Source organism: Nostoc sp. TCL26-01 (genome assembly GCF_013393945.1).
Classification (GTDB): Bacteria; Cyanobacteriota; Cyanobacteriia; order Cyanobacteriales; family Nostocaceae; genus Trichormus.
Genome location: NZ_CP040297.1, coordinates 4,121,095 through 4,138,871 on the forward strand (window position 1 = coordinate 4,121,095; position 17,777 = coordinate 4,138,871).

Annotated in this window: 13 protein-coding genes; 8 read left to right on the forward strand and 5 right to left on the reverse strand. The window is 42.2% G+C overall.

The features are described 5' to 3' along the window. Window positions 1-18 precede the first annotated feature (18 nt). Together FD725_RS18045 and FD725_RS18050 are read right to left on the reverse strand one after the other, a co-directional pair. Window positions 19-213 (reverse strand): hypothetical protein, encoded by a 195-nt coding sequence (locus FD725_RS18045; protein ID WP_179049414.1) that lies wholly within the window; start codon window positions 211-213, stop codon window positions 19-21. Window positions 214-217: 4 nt separating this feature from the next. Then, entirely contained in the window at window positions 218-988 is a 771-nt protein-coding gene (locus tag FD725_RS18050) for an Rpn family recombination-promoting nuclease/putative transposase (protein ID WP_179049415.1), read from the reverse strand. A gap of 67 nt (window positions 989-1,055) precedes the next feature. Here FD725_RS18050 and FD725_RS18055 point away from each other — a divergent pair, with 67 nt between their 5' ends. Further along, the gene (locus FD725_RS18055) at window positions 1,056-2,327 is read left to right on the forward strand and encodes a lipid-A-disaccharide synthase (RefSeq protein WP_179049416.1); all 1,272 of its coding nucleotides are present in this window, start codon (window positions 1,056-1,058) and stop codon (window positions 2,325-2,327) included. Window positions 2,328-2,532: 205 nt separating this feature from the next. Here FD725_RS18055 and FD725_RS18060 read toward each other — a convergent pair whose 3' ends face one another. Beyond that, window positions 2,533-2,712, reverse strand: a complete 180-nt coding sequence (locus tag FD725_RS18060) for a hypothetical protein (protein ID WP_179049417.1) — start codon at window positions 2,710-2,712, stop codon at window positions 2,533-2,535. A gap of 954 nt (window positions 2,713-3,666) precedes the next feature. On the opposite strand from FD725_RS18060, the gene FD725_RS18065 reads away from it, so the two are divergent. After that, window positions 3,667-5,643, forward strand: a complete 1,977-nt coding sequence (locus FD725_RS18065; protein ID WP_179049418.1) for a long-chain fatty acid--CoA ligase — start codon at window positions 3,667-3,669, stop codon at window positions 5,641-5,643. 45 nt (window positions 5,644-5,688) lie between these two features. Further along, window positions 5,689-6,138: a YlqD family protein gene (locus FD725_RS18070; protein ID WP_179049419.1), complete on the forward strand. Its 450-nt coding sequence runs from the start codon at window positions 5,689-5,691 to the stop codon at window positions 6,136-6,138. A gap of 63 nt (window positions 6,139-6,201) precedes the next feature. Here the strand turns inward: FD725_RS18070 and FD725_RS18075 are convergent, their stop codons facing one another. Then, window positions 6,202-6,702, reverse strand: a complete 501-nt coding sequence (locus tag FD725_RS18075; protein WP_179049420.1) for a hypothetical protein — start codon at window positions 6,700-6,702, stop codon at window positions 6,202-6,204. A 453-nt stretch (window positions 6,703-7,155) separates the two neighbouring features. On the opposite strand from FD725_RS18075, the gene FD725_RS18080 reads away from it, so the two are divergent. From FD725_RS18080 to FD725_RS18090, 3 genes are all read left to right on the forward strand, one after another. Then, complete coding sequence (locus FD725_RS18080; protein WP_179049421.1) at window positions 7,156-8,445, forward strand: dihydrolipoamide acetyltransferase family protein; 1,290 nt, start codon at window positions 7,156-7,158, stop codon at window positions 8,443-8,445. Window positions 8,446-8,857: 412 nt separating this feature from the next. Next, entirely contained in the window at window positions 8,858-9,940 is a 1,083-nt protein-coding gene (locus FD725_RS18085) for a M4 family metallopeptidase (protein WP_179049422.1), read from the forward strand. A gap of 123 nt (window positions 9,941-10,063) precedes the next feature. Continuing rightward, window positions 10,064-10,363 carry a protealysin inhibitor emfourin gene (locus FD725_RS18090; RefSeq protein WP_179049423.1) on the forward strand — a complete coding sequence of 100 codons (300 nt, stop codon included), beginning with the start codon at window positions 10,064-10,066 and terminating at the stop codon, window positions 10,361-10,363. Window positions 10,364-10,393: 30 nt separating this feature from the next. Here the strand turns inward: FD725_RS18090 and FD725_RS18095 are convergent, their stop codons facing one another. Then, on the reverse strand, window positions 10,394-12,400 hold the full coding sequence (locus tag FD725_RS18095) for a GAF domain-containing sensor histidine kinase (RefSeq protein ID WP_179049424.1): 2,007 nt from the start codon (window positions 12,398-12,400) through the stop codon (window positions 10,394-10,396). Between the two features lie 84 nt (window positions 12,401-12,484). Between FD725_RS18095 and cobN the strand changes: the two genes are divergently transcribed. Together cobN and FD725_RS18105 are read left to right on the forward strand one after the other, a co-directional pair. Continuing rightward, window positions 12,485-16,453, forward strand: coding sequence for a cobaltochelatase subunit CobN (gene cobN / locus FD725_RS18100; protein ID WP_179049425.1), 3,969 nt, complete (start codon window positions 12,485-12,487; stop codon window positions 16,451-16,453). Between the two features lie 18 nt (window positions 16,454-16,471). Continuing rightward, entirely contained in the window at window positions 16,472-17,746 is a 1,275-nt protein-coding gene (locus tag FD725_RS18105) for a peptidoglycan-binding protein (protein WP_179049426.1), read from the forward strand. The last annotated feature ends 31 nt before the right edge of the window (window positions 17,747-17,777 follow it).

Here is a 17,777-nt window from a genome sequence, read left to right on the forward strand (position 1 = left end):
ATGGATTTGCCGATAATATTACTGCGTTTGAGTGTCTTCTGTTTGAGCCTGTAATTTTTGCACCTGTTCCATAGTTAAACCTGTGACATCAACAATTATTTCCAGACTAATACCCTTATTAATCATTTTGATGGCAATCTCTTGAGTGTTTTGTTGAATCCCCTGCTCAAGCCCTTCTTGTAAAATGTCTTGATAAATTACAGATTCGCGCATAATATCACTGAGCTTGAGTGTCTTCTGCTTGAGCTTGTAATTTTTGCACCTGTGCCATAGTTAAACCTGTGACATCAACAATTATTTCCAGACTAATACCCTTATTAATCATTTTGATGGCAATCTCTTGAGTGTTTTGTTGAATCCCTTCTTGCAAAATGTCTTGATAAATTACAGATTCGCGCATAATATCACTCCGCAAAATTCTTTTAATCAGGTCTTTATTTAATACTAGCCCAGATAACACTGCGGTTGAAGCCGCAACATTACTGCGGATGCGGGTGTCCTTGATTGCTTCAATAATTTGAGCGACTTCTTCTAAGGTTCGCGTTTTATCATCGGTTTGACTTAAAGTTGCAAACGGTAGCAAACCTGGAGAATTGAGAAATATTTCCGTTGGTTGTTCCCAAAGTCGAATTACATCGAACCTGTGCCAGCTATTTTCTAAGACAAATTCCGTTTGATAAACTAGCTCAGAATCGCTTGGTTGTAAATAAATTACTACCTGACGCATTTTTTTATCAGGAAATTTTCTATATCCCCGTAAACGATAATCACACATCCGAAAGGGAATATCGGCTTTTGGGCGAGTTTGAAATTCTAGATGGAGGATGATTTCATCGGACTGCAACAAAATTAGTGCGTCGGCACGTATTGGTTCGAGTGATAATTCAGATGGACTAAGTTCAGTGAGTGTAATTGGTTGATTGAGTAACCAAGTTGCAAAGTCAGTGGAAAATGATTCGGCCAGAAATTTACAGACGTTATCAAACATAGTCTGTCATTATATCAGTAACGTCGTGTCTATTTGATGACTTAATTTCACTCTTAATTATTAACTTATGAGTCCAGTAGATGTTCTCATTCTTTCTAATGGCCCTGGTGAGGTAACAACCTGGGTGCGTCCTGTGGTGAAAGCATTGCGGGAAAAGTTAGGTGATGATCGTGAACAGGTGAGAATTTCCGTAGTTTTATCACCTTGTCCTCATGCTAGTGGCAAAGAAGCAGCGATCGCACTCTCGTACCCAGAAGTTGATAGAGTACAAGCAGCAGAGCATTTTTGGCAATTTTTGCTGTGGGGAAAAACTTTCGATAATTGGGATTGGCGCAGTCAAGGTGTAGTTGTTTTCTTAGGTGGTGATCAATTTTTCCCTGTAGTTATTGGCAAAAAACTCGGATACCGGACAGTAGTTTACGCCGAATGGGAGGCTCGTTGGCACAACTTAATTGATCGCTTTGGCATAATGAAAGCAGAAGCAGCAGCCAAAGTATCACCCAAATACGCCCACAAATTTACCGTCGTCGGCGACCTAATGCAAGCAGCCCAGTCCCCAATACCCAATACCCAGTCCCAAGTCCCCACTCCCCACTCCCCAATCATCGGTATTTTACCCGGATCAAAAGCAGCAAAATTAACCCAAGGTGTACCATTATTTTTAGCGATCGCAGAATATATTCACACTCAAAAACCCCAGACAAAATTTATCATTCCTGTAGCCCCAACTTTGGATTTACAGACTTTAGTTAGTTTTGGGGATGCTCAAAAAAACCCTTTTGTGGACACATTTAAATTTTCTGGTGCTTCTTTAACTGTTTGTGAACAAAACAATCAACAACCAATCATTAAAACTGGTACTGGGGTAAATATAGAGCTACGGCAAGAAAATCCTGCTTATGAAATATTGGCTCAATGTAGTATCTGCATAACCACCGTTGGCGCTAATACAGCTGAGTTGGGTGCTTTGGGTGTGCCAATGCTGGTTTTACTCCCTACTCAACAACTTGATGCGATGCGTTCTTGGGATGGTTTACCGGGATTGTTAGCAAATTTGCCGGGAGTTGGTTCTACATTTGCCAAGATAATTAACTGGTTTTTCCTCAGACGTAAAGGTTTATTAGCTTGGCCAAATATCTGGGCGAGAGAAGAAATAGTACCAGAACTTGTCGGTAAATTACAAGCTCAAGAAGTGGGAGAAATGGTTTTGGATTTTTTAAATCATCCAGAAAAATTGGCCAATATCAAAGCAAAGTTACGCAGTGTTAGAGGTGAAAGTGGTGCAGAAGAAAAGATCGCTAGTTTAGTTAAAGAAGAGACAGAAAGTTTCGGGATTTAACAAAACAAACTTTTAACCTTCCAGCGAGTAAATAAATATTACGCTAGTTGGATTTTTGTAAACTTTGTGAGTGATTTTATTTGGTTACTTATGCTGATTGAAAATCACTCAGTCAGTTCGTCGTCAGCAACTGTTATCTTAATTTTTGAAATACTTTAAGTGCTGACTACAAACATTGACAAGTTACTAGTCGGCGATGTCTTGATTAGGAAACTACATCAGCGTAACTAGTAATAGCAGGTGTAGACTCTGGCGATCGCATAACAGGTATCTTGGGTGTTTTACTCTGAGGTTTTGCCATCAAAACTGTTGATAACAGTTTTGGTAGAACTAGACAAGCAACAGTGTTGACTACAGTTAAGAGGATACCATCCATCAAGCTCATAGATAACCGCCTCTTTCTAAAAGAACTCTGTTATCTAGTGTGAAACATAATTTGTTTTATTAGTCACATTTGATAATTTGAATTTCTTTTGAATGATATAAGTTTAATATATATATATTTTTATTAAGATAAAATATTCAATTATCTACATTCTGAAGATATAAAGATTGTATCTCAAATTGAGGATAATTTTCTCATTGAGATTCCCGACTTTTAGGAGAAGTCGGGAATAGAGTTTTTCACTGATGAAATTCCCCACCAAAGTAGAACAAAAAACTAGACATGGTAACCCGAATTTCTCACGAAGTTGATAAAACCGAAGTCCAGAGGCTGTAGGGGCGGGTTCATGAGATATTCGTGAATGATTGAAGCATATTTGTGAACCTGCTCCTACCGTTTTATGAGAAATGCAGGGTAAGAGTTATGCAGAGATTAGTATGGAAACTGCCCATCAATTTGGCGAACACTGAGAACAAAAATGCGGACTAAATTTACAATACTGACTACCTGTTATGGCGTAAGCAGTACAGTAGGGAAAACTGGTAATTTCGATTCTCGCTGCATGAGATTTTAGACCCTGGGATAATCGTTTGGTATGTTTGACTCTGGGAGGGTCAAGAATCACGGATAGAAGCTTAGGAAATACCAAACAGGCAACTATGTTGATGAGAGTTAGGAAAAAGGCATCAAGTAAAGCTATAGGTGATCACCCCCGTGAATAACTAGGTGGCTACTGTAAGCAATTGCCAATTTTCATTGACAACTACAGGAACACCAAAATCATCAGTTTTGGTTTATATAAATTAACTTTAGCATAAGTTTTTATCAATACTATCAGTAAGGTTAGGAAACTGTATATACCTGAGATGGTGTAGAGATGGAAAAGAGCTATCCTAACGTAGTAACAGCATCAATTAAGACAAAGACAATTGATAAAATCTGAGGTGATAAGCAATGGTAAACAGTGAACAAGGATCAGCTTTACTCGTCAATATTACAAAGCAAGAAAGTCAGGAAATACAAGGCTTAGTAGACTATACAAACGTAGAATCCATACCAGAAATTTGGCCGATCGCTGCCCAACAATTTGGTGAGACGATCGCTCTCTATAGTCCTCATGCTCAACCAGAAATAGAGATTACTTTTAGTCAGTTAGCAGAAAAAATCCAGCTATTTGCGGCAGGATTGCAAGCATCAGGAGTACAAGCAGGCGATCGCATTTCCCTCGTCTCTGATAATAGCCCCCGGTGGTTCATTGCCGACCAAGGAATTATGACAGCTGGCGCTGTCGATGCGGTACGCAGTTCCCAAGCCGAACGAGAAGAATTAATATTTATCCTGGCTAACAGTGGTAGCACCGCCTTAGTCGTGGAAGATTTAAAAACATTTAATAAACTCAAAGATCGACTCCACGATTTACCCATTCACCTGGTAGTCTTACTTTCCGACGAAACACCACCAACAGAAGCAACCCCAAAAGTTCTCAACTTTCTCCAGTTAATCGAAATTGGTCAAAACCATACCTTTGTCCCAGTCAAACAAAACCGCGACAAACTAGCAACATTAATTTACACTTCTGGGACTACAGGCAAACCCAAAGGTGTCATGCTCAGTTACAGCAATTTGCTACACCAAATCACCACATTCCGAGTAGTAGTTCAACCAAAAGTAGGTGATACAGCCCTGAGTATTTTACCCAGTTGGCACAGCTATGAAAGGACAGTTGAGTATTACTTACTGTCTCAAGGTTGCACACAAATTTATACTAATTTGCGTTCTGTCAAAGGAGACTTGAGACAATACAAACCCAATTACATGGTAGCTGTCCCCCGTTTATGGGAATCCATCTATGAAGGTGTACAGAAGCAGTTCCGCGAACAACCAGCCAATAAGCAACGCCTAATTCAGTTTTTGCTAAGTGCGAGTGAAAGATATATCAAAGCCCGGAGAATTTCCCAAGGATTGAGTTTAGATCATCTCCATGCGTCATCTGTAGAGCGTTTTGCTGCTGGTATCCTCGCCTCTGCTTTGTTCCCTCTCCATGCTTTAGGAGAAAGATTAGTTTATGCCAAAGTGAGAGAAGCTACAGGTGGCAAAATCAAGCAAGTAATTAGCGGTGGTGGTGCGCTACCCAGACACATAGACACCTTTTTTGAAATTATTGGTGTGCAGATTTTGCAAGGTTACGGTTTAACAGAAACTTCTCCTGTGACTAATGTGCGTCGTCCTTGGCGGAATTTTATTGGGACATCCGGACAACCCATACCCGGCACAGAAGTTAAAATTGTAGATCCTGAGACTCGCCAGCCTCTACCAGTTGGAGAACGAGGCTTAGTGTTGCTGAAAGGGCCACAAGTCATGCAAGGCTATTACCAAAACCCCGAAGCAACAGCCAAAGCAATTAATCCGGAAGGTTGGTTTGATAGCGGTGATTTGGGTTGGGTGACACCAGACAATGAACTTGTACTGACTGGCAGAGCAAAAGATACCATTGTCTTGAGTAATGGGGAAAATATCGAACCACAGCCGATTGAAGATGCTTGTTTGCGATCGCCCTACATCGATCAAATCATGTTAGTCGGACAAGATCAACGCAGTCTGGGTGCTTTAATTGTCCCTAATTTAGAAGCTCTAGCACAGTGGGCAGCAAATCAAAATCTCGTCTTGAGTGTAGACAATGATAATTTAACCTCTTCATCCAGTCAAAAAATTAACCTGGAGAGTAAAATGATCCAGGATTTATTCAGGCAAGAATTAAATCGGGAAGTAAAGAACCGTCCTGGTTATCGTGCCGATGATCGTGTTGGGCCGTTTAGACTGATTCTGGAACCATTTTCCATGGAAAATGGCTTGATGACACAAACGCTAAAAATCCGGCGCAATGTTGTCGCAGAACGTTACCAAGACCTCATCAGTGCCATGTTTGTCTGATGATTCCACACCGCAAACTAAATTTAGAGTGAACGCGAAACTTTTATGGATATCTCCAACCCTCAATTGCTGTTGAAGCGCATCGTTAACGTCAAAGTGATTGTCACCCCTTTGTGGAAAGAGGAAGTGCAACAGCAACTGCAAGCACAAATCAATCAACTTGACCAGCAATTGCAACAATTAGATATAGAAGGACAAAGAGCGATCGCCGCAATTCAAAAACAGAGTCTCCAGCCACCAGGCCCCCAAACCCTGCAACAAATTGACAATATTCAACTCCAAGTCAATCAAAAGAAAAGTGAATTCCTAGAACAAAAAAACCAACTCCTGCAAAACCTCCAGCAAGTACAGCTACTGGAATTAGATCAAGAAGTTAATCAATTTCAAATGGAAGGCTTTTTCCGCGTGGAACGAGGCGATAACTTGATTAGCAAAATGCAGGTAGAAATCGTCATCCGCGATGGTGTTGTTGAAGACATTCGAGGCGACATTTAAACATAAGTCAATTGTGCTGTGTAACTGACTCCTCTGATTCCCTCAATTGATGAAGAGAAATTTTTAATTTTTAATTTTGAATTCACTCGTAGGGAATTTTTGCGAACCAATCCAGACAATTTGCCATACAGGAGGTGAACTAGCTAAAAGCGATCGCCCAAAGCTAGTCATCTCCAATCTGTATTTAATCTTTCCAGATTTATTGTTACCTTTGAGAGCTTGTGTCACCGTCACCAAAGCTTGATTATGCTGAGGATAAACAACCTCAACCTTTCTTGTCACGCTAACTAAAGTAAAATCATCCAAAAAATTTATCGCCAGCGTCGCCGGATCACTACCTTGGAGTGGAGAATTGATACTCTCTAATGGTATAATTTGATATTGGTTACGCTCTGGATCTACCAAAATTTCCTGAGAGTTGTTTACTGCCGATAATTGCTGTGGCTCACTATGACTCTCCACAATCAATGTAGTTGTCTGGTGCTGACTCATATAGACCCCAGCCCCAGCAGTGGCAAAAACACTCAGTAGCAAAATTAAAAACAACTTCAATTTTACTGACATAAGACTAAAGCAGCTATTTCCAAAAGGCTAATTATCCACCGTGAATCTTAAATTGAAGTTAAACCACTCACACCCTACCATCTACCTAGGGACAGCTTTAATGTATCGTCGATTAGTTATCAAAAATACAAATATATATAACAATCCCCATTGAATAGACCCTGAGCTTGTTGAGAAGTTCCGCAAATTGGTCAATGGTCAATGGTCAATAGTCATTAGTCAATAGTCATTAGTCATTAGTCAATGGTCAATAGTCATTAGTCATTAGTCATTAGTCAGCACTCAGCACTCCCCCACTCCCCCACTCCCTCACTCCCCCCACTCCCCCACTCCCCATTCCCCATTCCCTAACCTAAAATATAAAATCTCCACCATAAAACCCTCGTGCCAAGATACAATTCGATCTGGCAAAAGCTGTTAAATTCCATTAACCATTGATTCTGATACCACCCTATGAGCATTCACGAAATATTCATGCCGGCGCTGAGTTCCACCATGACCGAAGGCAAAATTGTCTCCTGGGTGAAGTCGCCAGGCGATAAAGTGGAAAAAGGCGAAACAGTGGTGGTTGTCGAGTCAGACAAAGCCGATATGGATGTGGAATCTTTCTATGAAGGATATCTTGCCCACATCGTTGTAGAAGCTGGTGATAGCGCGCCCGTAGGAGTGGCGATCGCTTACGTAGCCGAAACCGAAGCCGAAATCTCCGCAGCCCAGTCCCTAGCCAATTCTGGCGGCGCTGTAGCTACTTCCACCGCCTCCCCTGAACCCGTAGCTGCCGCCGTCGCCGCACCAACCACAGCTTCACAAAATGGTTCTAATCACGTTGAAGGTAGACTTGTAGCCTCACCTCGCGCCCGTAAGTTGGCGAAAGACCTGAAAGTTGACTTAACAACTCTCAAAGGTAGTGGCCCCTACGGTCGGATTGTCGCTGATGATGTGGAAGCGGTAGTTGGTAAAGTCAAGCAACCAGCCGTCACACCTGCTGTATCTACACCAACCCCCACCCCAGTTGTACCCACACCATCTAGAACAACTGCACCTGTCCCAGCACCTGTTGCCGTCACTCCAGGACAGGTAGTGCCATTTAATACTCTACAAAGTGCTGTCGTTCGGAACATGGTAGCTAGTTTAGATGTGCCTGTTTTCCGTGTGGGTTACACAATTACCACTGATGGTTTAGATAAACTGTACAAGCAAATTAAATCTAAAGGCGTGACCATGACAGCGCTACTAGCAAAAGCTGTGGCGATGACATTGCAAAAACACCCATTGTTAAATGCTAGTTATTCAGACCAAGGTATTGTTTACCATGCTGATATCAACATTGCTGTCGCGGTGGCAATGGATGGCGGTGGTTTAATTACACCAGTCTTAAAAAATGCTGACAAGGTAGATATATATTCCCTTTCCCGCACCTGGAAGTCTTTAGTAGATCGTGCTAGAGCCAAACAATTACAACCTGACGAATATAGTGGTGGTAACTTTACCTTGTCGAACTTAGGAATGTTCGGTGTAGATACATTCGATGCCATTTTACCACCAGGACAAGGCTCAATTTTAGCGATCGGTGCATCACGTCCCCAACTAGTAGCCAATGCTGATGGTTTGTTTGGTGTTAAACAGCAAATGCAGGTAAATATTACCTCCGATCATCGGATTATTTACGGTGCTGATGCAGCAGCATTTTTACAAGATTTAGCTAAATTTATTGAGACTGATGCTCAATCTTTGACACTTTAAAATAGGGAACAATGAACGGATTTTCTAGTTGCTTAGTTCCTGTTTTTGATGATTAATTAATTTCCTCATCTACTTGGCAACTGCCATAAAAAAACTTTTTGCATAAAGTTAGTAGTTAGGTGCAGATCCCCGACTTCTCTAAGAAGTTGGGGATCTTGTTTTTGATCAAAGACTAAAACAGAACTAGTGTGAATACAGAATATGCTTTGATGTTGCCTTGATTAACTATTAAGAATCTACAAATATATGTGTTTTTACATAATATGGGACTCGGCGATCGCTTTATAGACTACTGTTTACTTTTAGAAATTATGTCCGAAAATAGAAATATCAAAGATTAACCAGGGATTAGCCATCTACCTTATTTTTTCAGCTTTTTTCGCGGCTTAGTTCCCTCGTGAGAATAAATTAGATGGCTAGAAATAAAAAGAAATCATCTAGTTTGCAGTGTGACCATTCACTCAATACTAGATGCCCTATATGCTGTGTAATTCCACCGCATATGTTAGAAAATATTGCTGTCAATGGTACAACACGGCAGAAGAATTGGGCTTTTCAAACATTAAATGTTTCAGCCCAATTGCGTGGACGGAGAAATGTTGTTGGCAACGTTTTTTTTGCTCCATCTCCAGGAGAAAAACGGCGGACAATCTACAATGCTCAAGACAGTGAACAATTACCAGGAACTATTGTGCGTGTGGAAGGTGATCCCCCCAGTAATGATGAAGCTGTCAACGAAGCCTATGATGGTGCTGGTGCTACATATGACTTGTTTTACGAAATATTTGAACGTAATTCTATTGACGACAAAGGATTACGTTTAGACTCGACCGTCCATTATGGTGTGAAGTACGATAATGCTTTTTGGAATGGCGATCAAATGGTTTATGGTGACGGTGATCAAGAATTATTTGACCGCTTTACTAAATCCATTGATGTCATTGGACATGAACTAACTCATGGTGTAACTCAACATGAAGCTGGTCTTGTATACTATGGTGAACCAGGAGCGTTAAATGAATCTTTTTCTGATGTTTTTGGTACGTTAGTCAAACAAAGAGTTAAAAACCAGACAGCAGCTGAAGCCGATTGGTTAATTGGAGATAGTTTATTAATGCCCAACGTCAAGGGTATAGCGATTCGTTCCATGAAAGAACCAGGAACAGCATACAATGACCCTGTTTTAGGTCAAGATCCCCAACCTGGTCATGTGAAAGATCAATACACTGGCTGGGCTGATAATGGTGGGGTACACATCAATTCAGGCATTCCCAATCGAGCTTTTTATCTAGCCGCAGTAGAAATTGGCGGTTACGCTTGGGAAAAAGCAGGTAAAATCTGGTATGTAGCCTTACGCGATCGCCTACGTGCTAAGGCAGACTTCCAAAAAGCAGCTGATATGACTATACAAGTTGCAGCTGAACTCTATGGTGATGGTAGCCCAGAACATCAAGCAATCAAGAATGCTTGGAAACAGGTAGGAGTTTTGACGTAATTCGTCATTACAAATGATATTAGATCGAAAGTCCTCATGTAGAACTAAACTCATGGGGAATTTTGATTGTGGATGTGGTTATTGTTAGACTGGAGTGTAATTATCTTTCAGTCTGATGAATAAATGCGGGTACTCTTAGAACGGACGGGTGGCTTTGCAGGAATTAGTAAGAAAATTAGTGTTGACACGAATACACTTCCATTAGCAGAAGCTGAAGAATTGCGACAACTAGTAGCAACAGCCGATTTATTTTCATTACCTGAACAAATTATTTCTTCTAGTTCTCAAAGCGATCGCTTTCAATATCAGCTGACAGTAGAAGATAATAGTCAACAGCACACAATCATAGTGAGTGAAGCTGCATTACCTACCAGCTTAAAACCACTAATTGCTTGGCTACTGAACTTTGGACTAAAAGCCTAGAGAAAAGCACTCCCTCACTCCCTCACTCCCTCACTCTCCACTCTCTTGCGATGGTATCCACACTGTAAAAATTGAGCCTATACCTACGGTAGATTCTACTTCAATCCGTCCTCGATGTAGTTCTACTAATTGTCTAGTTAAGGCTAAACCTAATCCTGTGCCTTCGTAGCGGCGGCGATAGGGTGTGTCTAGTTGTTGAAATTTTTCAAATAGTAAAGGTAATTTTTCTTCAGGAATACCAATACCTGTGTCTTCTACTTGAAAAATTGCGGTGTCTTCTTCTACCCAGATGCGTAAGGTAACGCTACCGCCTTCTGGGGTGAATTTAATGGCATTGGTTAAAAGATTCCAGAGAATTTGTTCTACTCTTGTGGCATCGGCGGTGAAGCGATCGCGTTTTGGGTCTATTTGTAAATCTAGTTTAAGATTTATTTGCTGCGATTGGGCTTTTTCTTGTAGTGATTCTATGGTATTTTCGGCTGTCTTGGCTAGAGAAAATTGCAAAATGTTTAAAACTGTTTTTCCTGCCTCAATTTGCGATAAATCGAGGATGTCGTTAATCATTTCTAATAAATGTTCGCCACTGTCATGAATTGTTTGTAAATAGTCTCGTTGTCGTTGACTCAATTCACCCAAAGGCCAGCGTAGTAATGTGGAAGACATCCCAATCACATAAGTTAAAGGTGTGAGTAATTCGTGGCTAATGGTGGCTAAAAATTCACTTCTGAGGCGACTAGCAGCTTCCGCCGCTAATAGGGCATCGCGTAAAGCCATTGTCCGTTCAACTACGCGCTGTTCCAGGGTTTGTTTTTCTTGAGTCAGAGATCGCATTAATTCTTCTTGGTGAATAGCGATCGCTAGTTGTTCTGCAACTGAAGTGAGTAGGTTTATTTCACTCTCAACCCATTGATGGGGAGTATAGCATTGATGGGCGATCAACAATCCCCAAAGTTTATCTTCAAAAACAATTGGGGCTGCTAATTTAGCTCTAACTTCGCTTGTCCTTAAAAAATTCAGTAGGCACTCTTCTAGAGCATAGGTTTTTTCAATATCATCGACGATTAAGGTAAATCCTTGGGAATACTTTTCCCAGCATGAGGAAGTCCGACCAAAGCAAGTTTTTTCCTGATAATGCAATACTGAGGGAATGGCATCCGTCGCACGAGCTTCATAAACGATGCAACCCCCGTAATTTTGCCACTCTGATATTTGCCGTTGAGTGGATTCTTGGGAGTTGACTCTAGAACCTGCAAATTTATATATTACTAACCTGTCTAATTCCAGAAACTCTCGTACTTGAGCAATAGCTGTCGCCATAATCACAGGCAAATCTAAGCTTTTGCGAATTTGCGTAGTTACTTGATTCAGCAGTCGCTCTTGAGAAATCTGTTTTTTCAAGGCATCTTCGACTGCTTGACAAGCATAAGGCTCTGCTGGATTGTTTGTAATAGGTACTGCTGTTTCCGTCTCAGTTTGCCCAGGCAGTAGATGTTCTAATAACAACAGTGTAAATTGACTTTGGAGTGTAGCATCATTGGGGCGAAGAATTTGACGATAGCGTTCAAGGTGTTGGTAAGTATGGGAATCATGGTCAAACAAATCTCTCAATTGCAACAGGAAGGAAGCGATCGCTTCTGTATCAAAAGTTAATTTAGTGCTGAGTAGTAATTGCTGAGTGATGTTAGCAGTAACAGGGAGTTGAGCCAGTACTGAAGGGGTTTCTGGTTGTGGTATTTCCCTGGCAACCCAATTGTTTTCATACTCTTGCCAAGGCAAAACACAAATAGAAGTAGTCGAATTTGGTACTTCTGTTTGCTCCCAATTGCCCAGTAAGAGCGCGCTAAAACGCTCTGAAACTATCAGCGTAAATTTTTGCCTTTGCCATTCTACTGATAAGTGAACTCGTGATAACAAAGCTTCTGTAATTACAACAACAGTTTCTACAGATTGAGCCATTTGCTGCAATAATTCTCCAAGTTGATTGAATACAACTAACGGCAAATTTCGAGAAAAGCTCAAATCAGAAGAACTCAGCATTTTTAATAGTCTGGTAAGAGGGGCTAGGCTGACAAATAGCTTGATTATGTTCTAACCAACAGTTTAAAGCGGTAATAAAGGATTATGCATCGTATAAGTACCACATCAGTAGGATGGAATCAGTCAGAGGGTGTGATTTTTCTAGAACAAACCCCAGCCCCTTTTGTATTGATTACGGCTGCTGATACCGATATTCAAACTTTGGCAGCTGCCGTCCCCAAATTACCTGCAAAATTTCCTGCAATTAGAGTTGCTAATCTGTTGCTGTTACAGCAACAAATAAGTATAGATACTTATGGAGAACAAGTTTTAGAACTTGCTCAAGTAATTATTTTGCGCCTGATAGGGGGACGTTCCTATTGGGCTTATGGTTTAGAAGTTGTGCAAGAAATTGTGCAACGTCAGGGTATAACACTAATTGTAATGCCAGGAGACGATGCTCTCGATCCTGAATTGATCTCTCAGTCTACCTTGCCTGCGGCTACTGTTAACCAAATATGGCAATATTTCCATGAAGGTGGGGTAGAAAATGTTGTTAATGCTCTCAAATTTGTTGCTGATACCTGCTTATCAACTGCATATGATCCTTTGCCACCGCAACAGGTTCCCCGTGTTGGGTTGTATGTCCATCCCTCTCTCTCCCCATCCCCCTCTCTCTCCCTCTCCCCACGTCCTAAAGTCGGTATTCTCTTCTACCGCGCGCACTACTTGGCGAGTAACACTAAAGTAATTGATGCGTTGTGTGCGGCTTTGTGTGATAGAAATTTACAACCTGTACCTGTGTTTATTTCTTCCTTACGTGATCCGGATGTGCAGATAGAATTGTGTGAGTTTTTCCAAGCTAAAGACTCAGAACAGATTGCCATCTTACTGAATACCACCAGTTTTTCCTTGGCGCGTTTAGATAGTGAAATACCCCAGGTGGAACTGTGGGAAAAATTAGATATACCGGTTTTACAAGTTATTTTGAGTGGCGGATTTATTGAACAATGGGAAGCACAGATGACTGGGCTTTCTCCTCGTGACATAGCGATGAATGTGGCTTTACCAGAAGTTGATGGACGCATCATCAGCCGTGCTGTGTCCTTTAAGGCAGTGCAAACACGTAACCCTGATTTAGAAACAGATGTGGTAGTTTATGAACCAGTGAGCGATCGCATCCAGTTCGTAGCTCAACTAGCAGCTAATTGGGTACGCCTACGTTCCAAGCCACCCCAACAGCGACGCATTGCCCTAATTTTAGCGAATTACCCCAACCGTGATGGACGTTTAGCCAATGGTGTCGGACTAGACACACCAGCCAGTTGTGTAGAAATTCTCCAAGCTTTACAGCAAGCTGGGTATGTAGTAGAAGATATACCCAACAATGGTGATGAGTTAATTCAGCGTCTCACTTCTGGTGTCACCAATGATCCAGAAGGCAGAGAATTACGTCCCATACTGCAAAGTTTATCGACCACAGAGTATCAAAATTATTTTGCGTCTTTACCTACAGAAGTACAAGAGAGTATTAATGAGCGTTGGGGACTAGAAACTGAAGGACAAGGGGACAATTCTTTCCCCCCATTTCCCCCCAACCCCAGAGGGGGCCCCGAAGCCCCCCATCTCCCCATCTCCCCATCCTCTTCATTCCCTATCCCTGGTATGCAACTAGGCAATATTTTCATCGGTATTCAGCCATCGCGGGGTTATGATCTTGACCCTAGCTTGAATTATCATGCGCCGGATTTAGAACCGACTCATGCCTATTTAGCTTTTTATTATTGGGTGAGGCAATGTTTTGCTGCTGATGCTGTGGTTCATGTGGGGAAACATGGCAATTTAGAATGGCTACCGGGTAAAAGTTTGGCTTTATCTAGTAACTGTTACCCAGAAGTAGCATTTGGTGCAATGCCGCACCTATACCCGTTTATAGTCAATGATCCTGGTGAGGGTTCACAAGCCAAGCGTCGCGCCCAGGCAGTGATTATCGATCATCTCACACCCCCCATGACTCGCGCAGAGTTGTACGGCGCTTTGCAAAAATTAGAAAATTTAATTGATGAATATTATGAGGCAGAAAGTTTAGATCCTTCCCGCCTACCACCGATACGCGATCGCATTCGGGAATTAGTCATCCAAGAAAATCTTTATAAAGATTTAGGCATTCAAAACGAATCAGACATTTTGAATTTTGAATCTCTAATTCTCAACTCCTTAGATGGATATCTCTGCGAATTGAAAGAAGCTCAAATTCGGGATGGCTTACATATTTTTGGGCAATGTCCCCAAGGCAGACAACTGAGAGATTTAATAGTAGCGATCGCCCGCATCCCTAATCGCTATTCTTCAGGTATCACCAGGGCTTTAGCTGATGACTGGGGCTTAGATTTCGATCCCCTCACAGCCGATTTCAGCACCCCATTATCCCCATCTGCTCAACAAATCCTAGCTAACAAAACCCCAAATCCTCACCGCACAATCGGCGATGCCGTCACCACCCTAGAAGAACACGCCGCCCTACTAGTAGAACAACTAATCACCCCCCACCTCCCCACTCCCCACCCCCCCCCTCCCCCCACTCCCCCCACTCCCCCCACTCCCCACTCAGCACTCAGCACTCAGCACTCAGCACTCCCCAGTACCCTAACTTGGATTAGCACCAAACTCCTCCCATCCCTACAACAAACCCACACAGAAATTACCAACCTCTTACACGGACTTGATGGTGGATACGTCCCCAGCGCCCCGTCTGGCGCACCTACACGCGGTCGCCCGGAAGTGTTGCCGACTGGCAAAAATTTTTACTCTGTTGATATTCGTGCCATTCCCACAGAAACAGCGTGGGATATTGGACGCAAAGCCGCAGAGACTTTAATTGAATCCTACACACAGGAGCATGGTGAGTATCCTAAAACACTAGGCTTATCTTTGTGGGGAACTGCGGCGATGCGGACTGGTGGCGATGACATTGCCGAAGCCTTAGCACTACTAGGTGTGCAACCAGTTTGGGATGGGGCTGCACGGAGAGTTGTAGATTTAGAAATTTTACCTCTCTCAATTTTGGGTCGTCCCCGTGTTGATGTCACCTTACGGATTTCTGGATTTTTCCGCGATGCTTTCCCCAACTTAATTGATTTATTTGATCAAGCAGTTAAAGCCGTCGCTGCACTTGATGAACCACCAGAACAAAACCCTCTAGCAGCCCAAGTCATCGAAGATACGAATTTTTGGATACAACAAGGCTTAACTCCGGAAGTAGCATATGAGCGATCGCACTACCGCATCTTCGGTTCTCAACCAGGCGCTTACGGTGCTGGACTCCAAGGTCTAATCGAATCACAAAACTGGCAAGACGATCAAGACCTAGCCCGTGCTTACATTAACTGGAGTTGTTACGCTTATTCTTCAGGGGATGAATCAATTCAAAATTCAAAATTCAAAATTCAAAATGGCAGAATTGGACAAGGTGATAATTCTTTCCCCCCATCTCCCCCCAACCCCAATCCCGAAGCCTTCACCCAACGCTTATCACAGATGCAAATTGTCTTGCACAATCAAGACAACCGTGAACATGATTTGCTGGATTCTGATGATTATTATCAATTTCAAGGTGGGTTAACGGCTGCTGTACGTTCCATACAAGGGAAAAATCCTCAAACCTATTTTGGTGACAATTCCATTCCGGCCCATCCGAAAATCCGCCAACTTAAAGAGGAAATTGCCAGAGTCTATCGTTCTCGTGTAGTAAATCCCAAGTGGATTGAGGGCATGATGCGCCACGGCTACAAAGGGGCATTTGAGATGGCAGCAACAGTAGATTTTTTATTCGCCTATGATGCTACAGCCAGATGCGTAGAAGACTATATGTATCAAGGCATCATGGAAGCATACTTGCTTGATCCGGTAGTTTCCGCATATATTCAAGATAAAAATCCTCATGCGTTGCGTGATATTGCCGAAAGATTATTAGAGGCACACCAGCGCAATTTATGGCAGGATGTAAACATACAAACACTGGAAAACTTACGTAATTTAGTACATCAAGCTGAAGCAACCATTGAAGAAAAATAAGTGGTGTAGGAAACTAATATGGACAACATAGCCTATTTGCACCTAGCTTTCGCCCACGAAGAAACCGAATCTAGTGACTTGGTGTCTCTGAGCTACTTGTTTAATACAGCAGCTACACCAGACTGGAAACGACTTTCTAGTAGGGCTTGGAAGCATATGCTACCTTTAGCTCTCACATTATCAATTCTCGGTAGTGTGACGAGCGTCTGGGCATTGGAACGAGGGGATCAAGGCCCTTCTGTGAGAACTTTGCAACAGAAACTGCAACAAGCGGGTTTTTATCAAGCTCCAGTGACTCAAGTCTATGACTTTACCACCGAAGCAGCCGTCCGCAGTTTCCAACAAGCAGCTGGTTTACCAGTTGACGGTGTTGTCGGAGCCAGCACTTTAGAAAAACTAGATAACTGGCGTTTATCACCTGTAACTAACCAAACACCTAAGCCTACTACTCCTAGCACACAAACAGTTAGGCAAAATAATACAACTACTGTTCCAACTGTCAGTAGACAAACAACCAAACCAACCAATACAACTACAGTCCCGACTGTCAGTAGACAAACAACCAAACCAACCAGTACAGCCACTACACAAAAAAGAAATACTGCTGCTAGTACACAAACTAAAAATACAACTGCTAGTAGCACAGTAACCAACAAGCGCAGCAATCCTAATTACCTTGTCAAAGGTGATGAAGGTGAAAATGTCAAGGTTTTGCAACAACGCTTGAAAGTAGCAGGTTTTTACTACGGCAATGCTACAGGTATTTTCGGCCCCATTACAGAAGAAGCTGTCAAAAGATTTCAAGCAGCTTATAAATTAGATGTTGACGGGGTTGTTGGGCCAAACACCCTCCGCAAATTACCACCAATAGGGGTTGGCGGAGAAAATCCTCCCAAGAATACAACTAGTAAAGATAAACTCAGTTTAGGCGATCGCGGTGAAGCTGTGCGAGTATTGCAAGAGCAGTTAATTCGCGCAGGATACCTACAGGGACAGCCAAATGGATATTTTGGCCCCTACACCGCAGATGCAGTCAAGAGGTTTCAATCAGCCAATTACTTAACTGCTAGTGGTGTTGCTGGCCCTACTACTAGAGCTAAGTTATACGGATCAGTCAATAAAGCTGCCAAAAGCGATTTTAACGTCTTAGAAATCCAAAGACGACTGCAAGAAAAGGGTTTTTATAAAGGTCAACTCAATGGTGTCATGGCCGATGACACGAAAAAAGCGATCAAGCAAGCCCAAGAATTCTACGGTATTAGTCTTAATGACGTTAAAAGCGGACGTTTTTAACATCCGCTTTGGGATTTGTGTATAAGTCGTT

Excerpts from the sequence above, each read along its gene's own strand:
- FD725_RS18080 (WP_179049421.1), top strand. The coding sequence starts at position 7,156 with ATGAGCATTCACGAAATATTCATGCCGGCGCTGAGTTCCACCATGACC.
- FD725_RS18090 (WP_179049423.1), top strand. The coding sequence starts at position 10,064 with ATGCGGGTACTCTTAGAACGGACGGGTGGCTTTGCAGGAATTAGTAAG.
- FD725_RS18105 (WP_179049426.1), top strand. The coding sequence starts at position 16,472 with ATGGACAACATAGCCTATTTGCACCTAGCTTTCGCCCACGAAGAAACC.
- FD725_RS18055 (WP_179049416.1), top strand. The coding sequence starts at position 1,056 with ATGAGTCCAGTAGATGTTCTCATTCTTTCTAATGGCCCTGGTGAGGTA.
- FD725_RS18060 (WP_179049417.1), bottom strand. The coding sequence starts at position 2,712 with ATGAGCTTGATGGATGGTATCCTCTTAACTGTAGTCAACACTGTTGCT.
- FD725_RS18050 (WP_179049415.1), bottom strand. The coding sequence starts at position 988 with ATGTTTGATAACGTCTGTAAATTTCTGGCCGAATCATTTTCCACTGAC.
- FD725_RS18095 (WP_179049424.1), bottom strand. The coding sequence starts at position 12,400 with ATGCTGAGTTCTTCTGATTTGAGCTTTTCTCGAAATTTGCCGTTAGTT.
- FD725_RS18070 (WP_179049419.1), top strand. The coding sequence starts at position 5,689 with ATGGATATCTCCAACCCTCAATTGCTGTTGAAGCGCATCGTTAACGTC.
- FD725_RS18065 (WP_179049418.1), top strand. The coding sequence starts at position 3,667 with ATGGTAAACAGTGAACAAGGATCAGCTTTACTCGTCAATATTACAAAG.
- FD725_RS18045 (WP_179049414.1), bottom strand. The coding sequence starts at position 213 with ATGCGCGAATCTGTAATTTATCAAGACATTTTACAAGAAGGGCTTGAG.
- FD725_RS18085 (WP_179049422.1), top strand. The coding sequence starts at position 8,858 with ATGGCTAGAAATAAAAAGAAATCATCTAGTTTGCAGTGTGACCATTCA.
- cobN (WP_179049425.1), top strand. The coding sequence starts at position 12,485 with ATGCATCGTATAAGTACCACATCAGTAGGATGGAATCAGTCAGAGGGT.
- FD725_RS18075 (WP_179049420.1), bottom strand. The coding sequence starts at position 6,702 with ATGTCAGTAAAATTGAAGTTGTTTTTAATTTTGCTACTGAGTGTTTTT.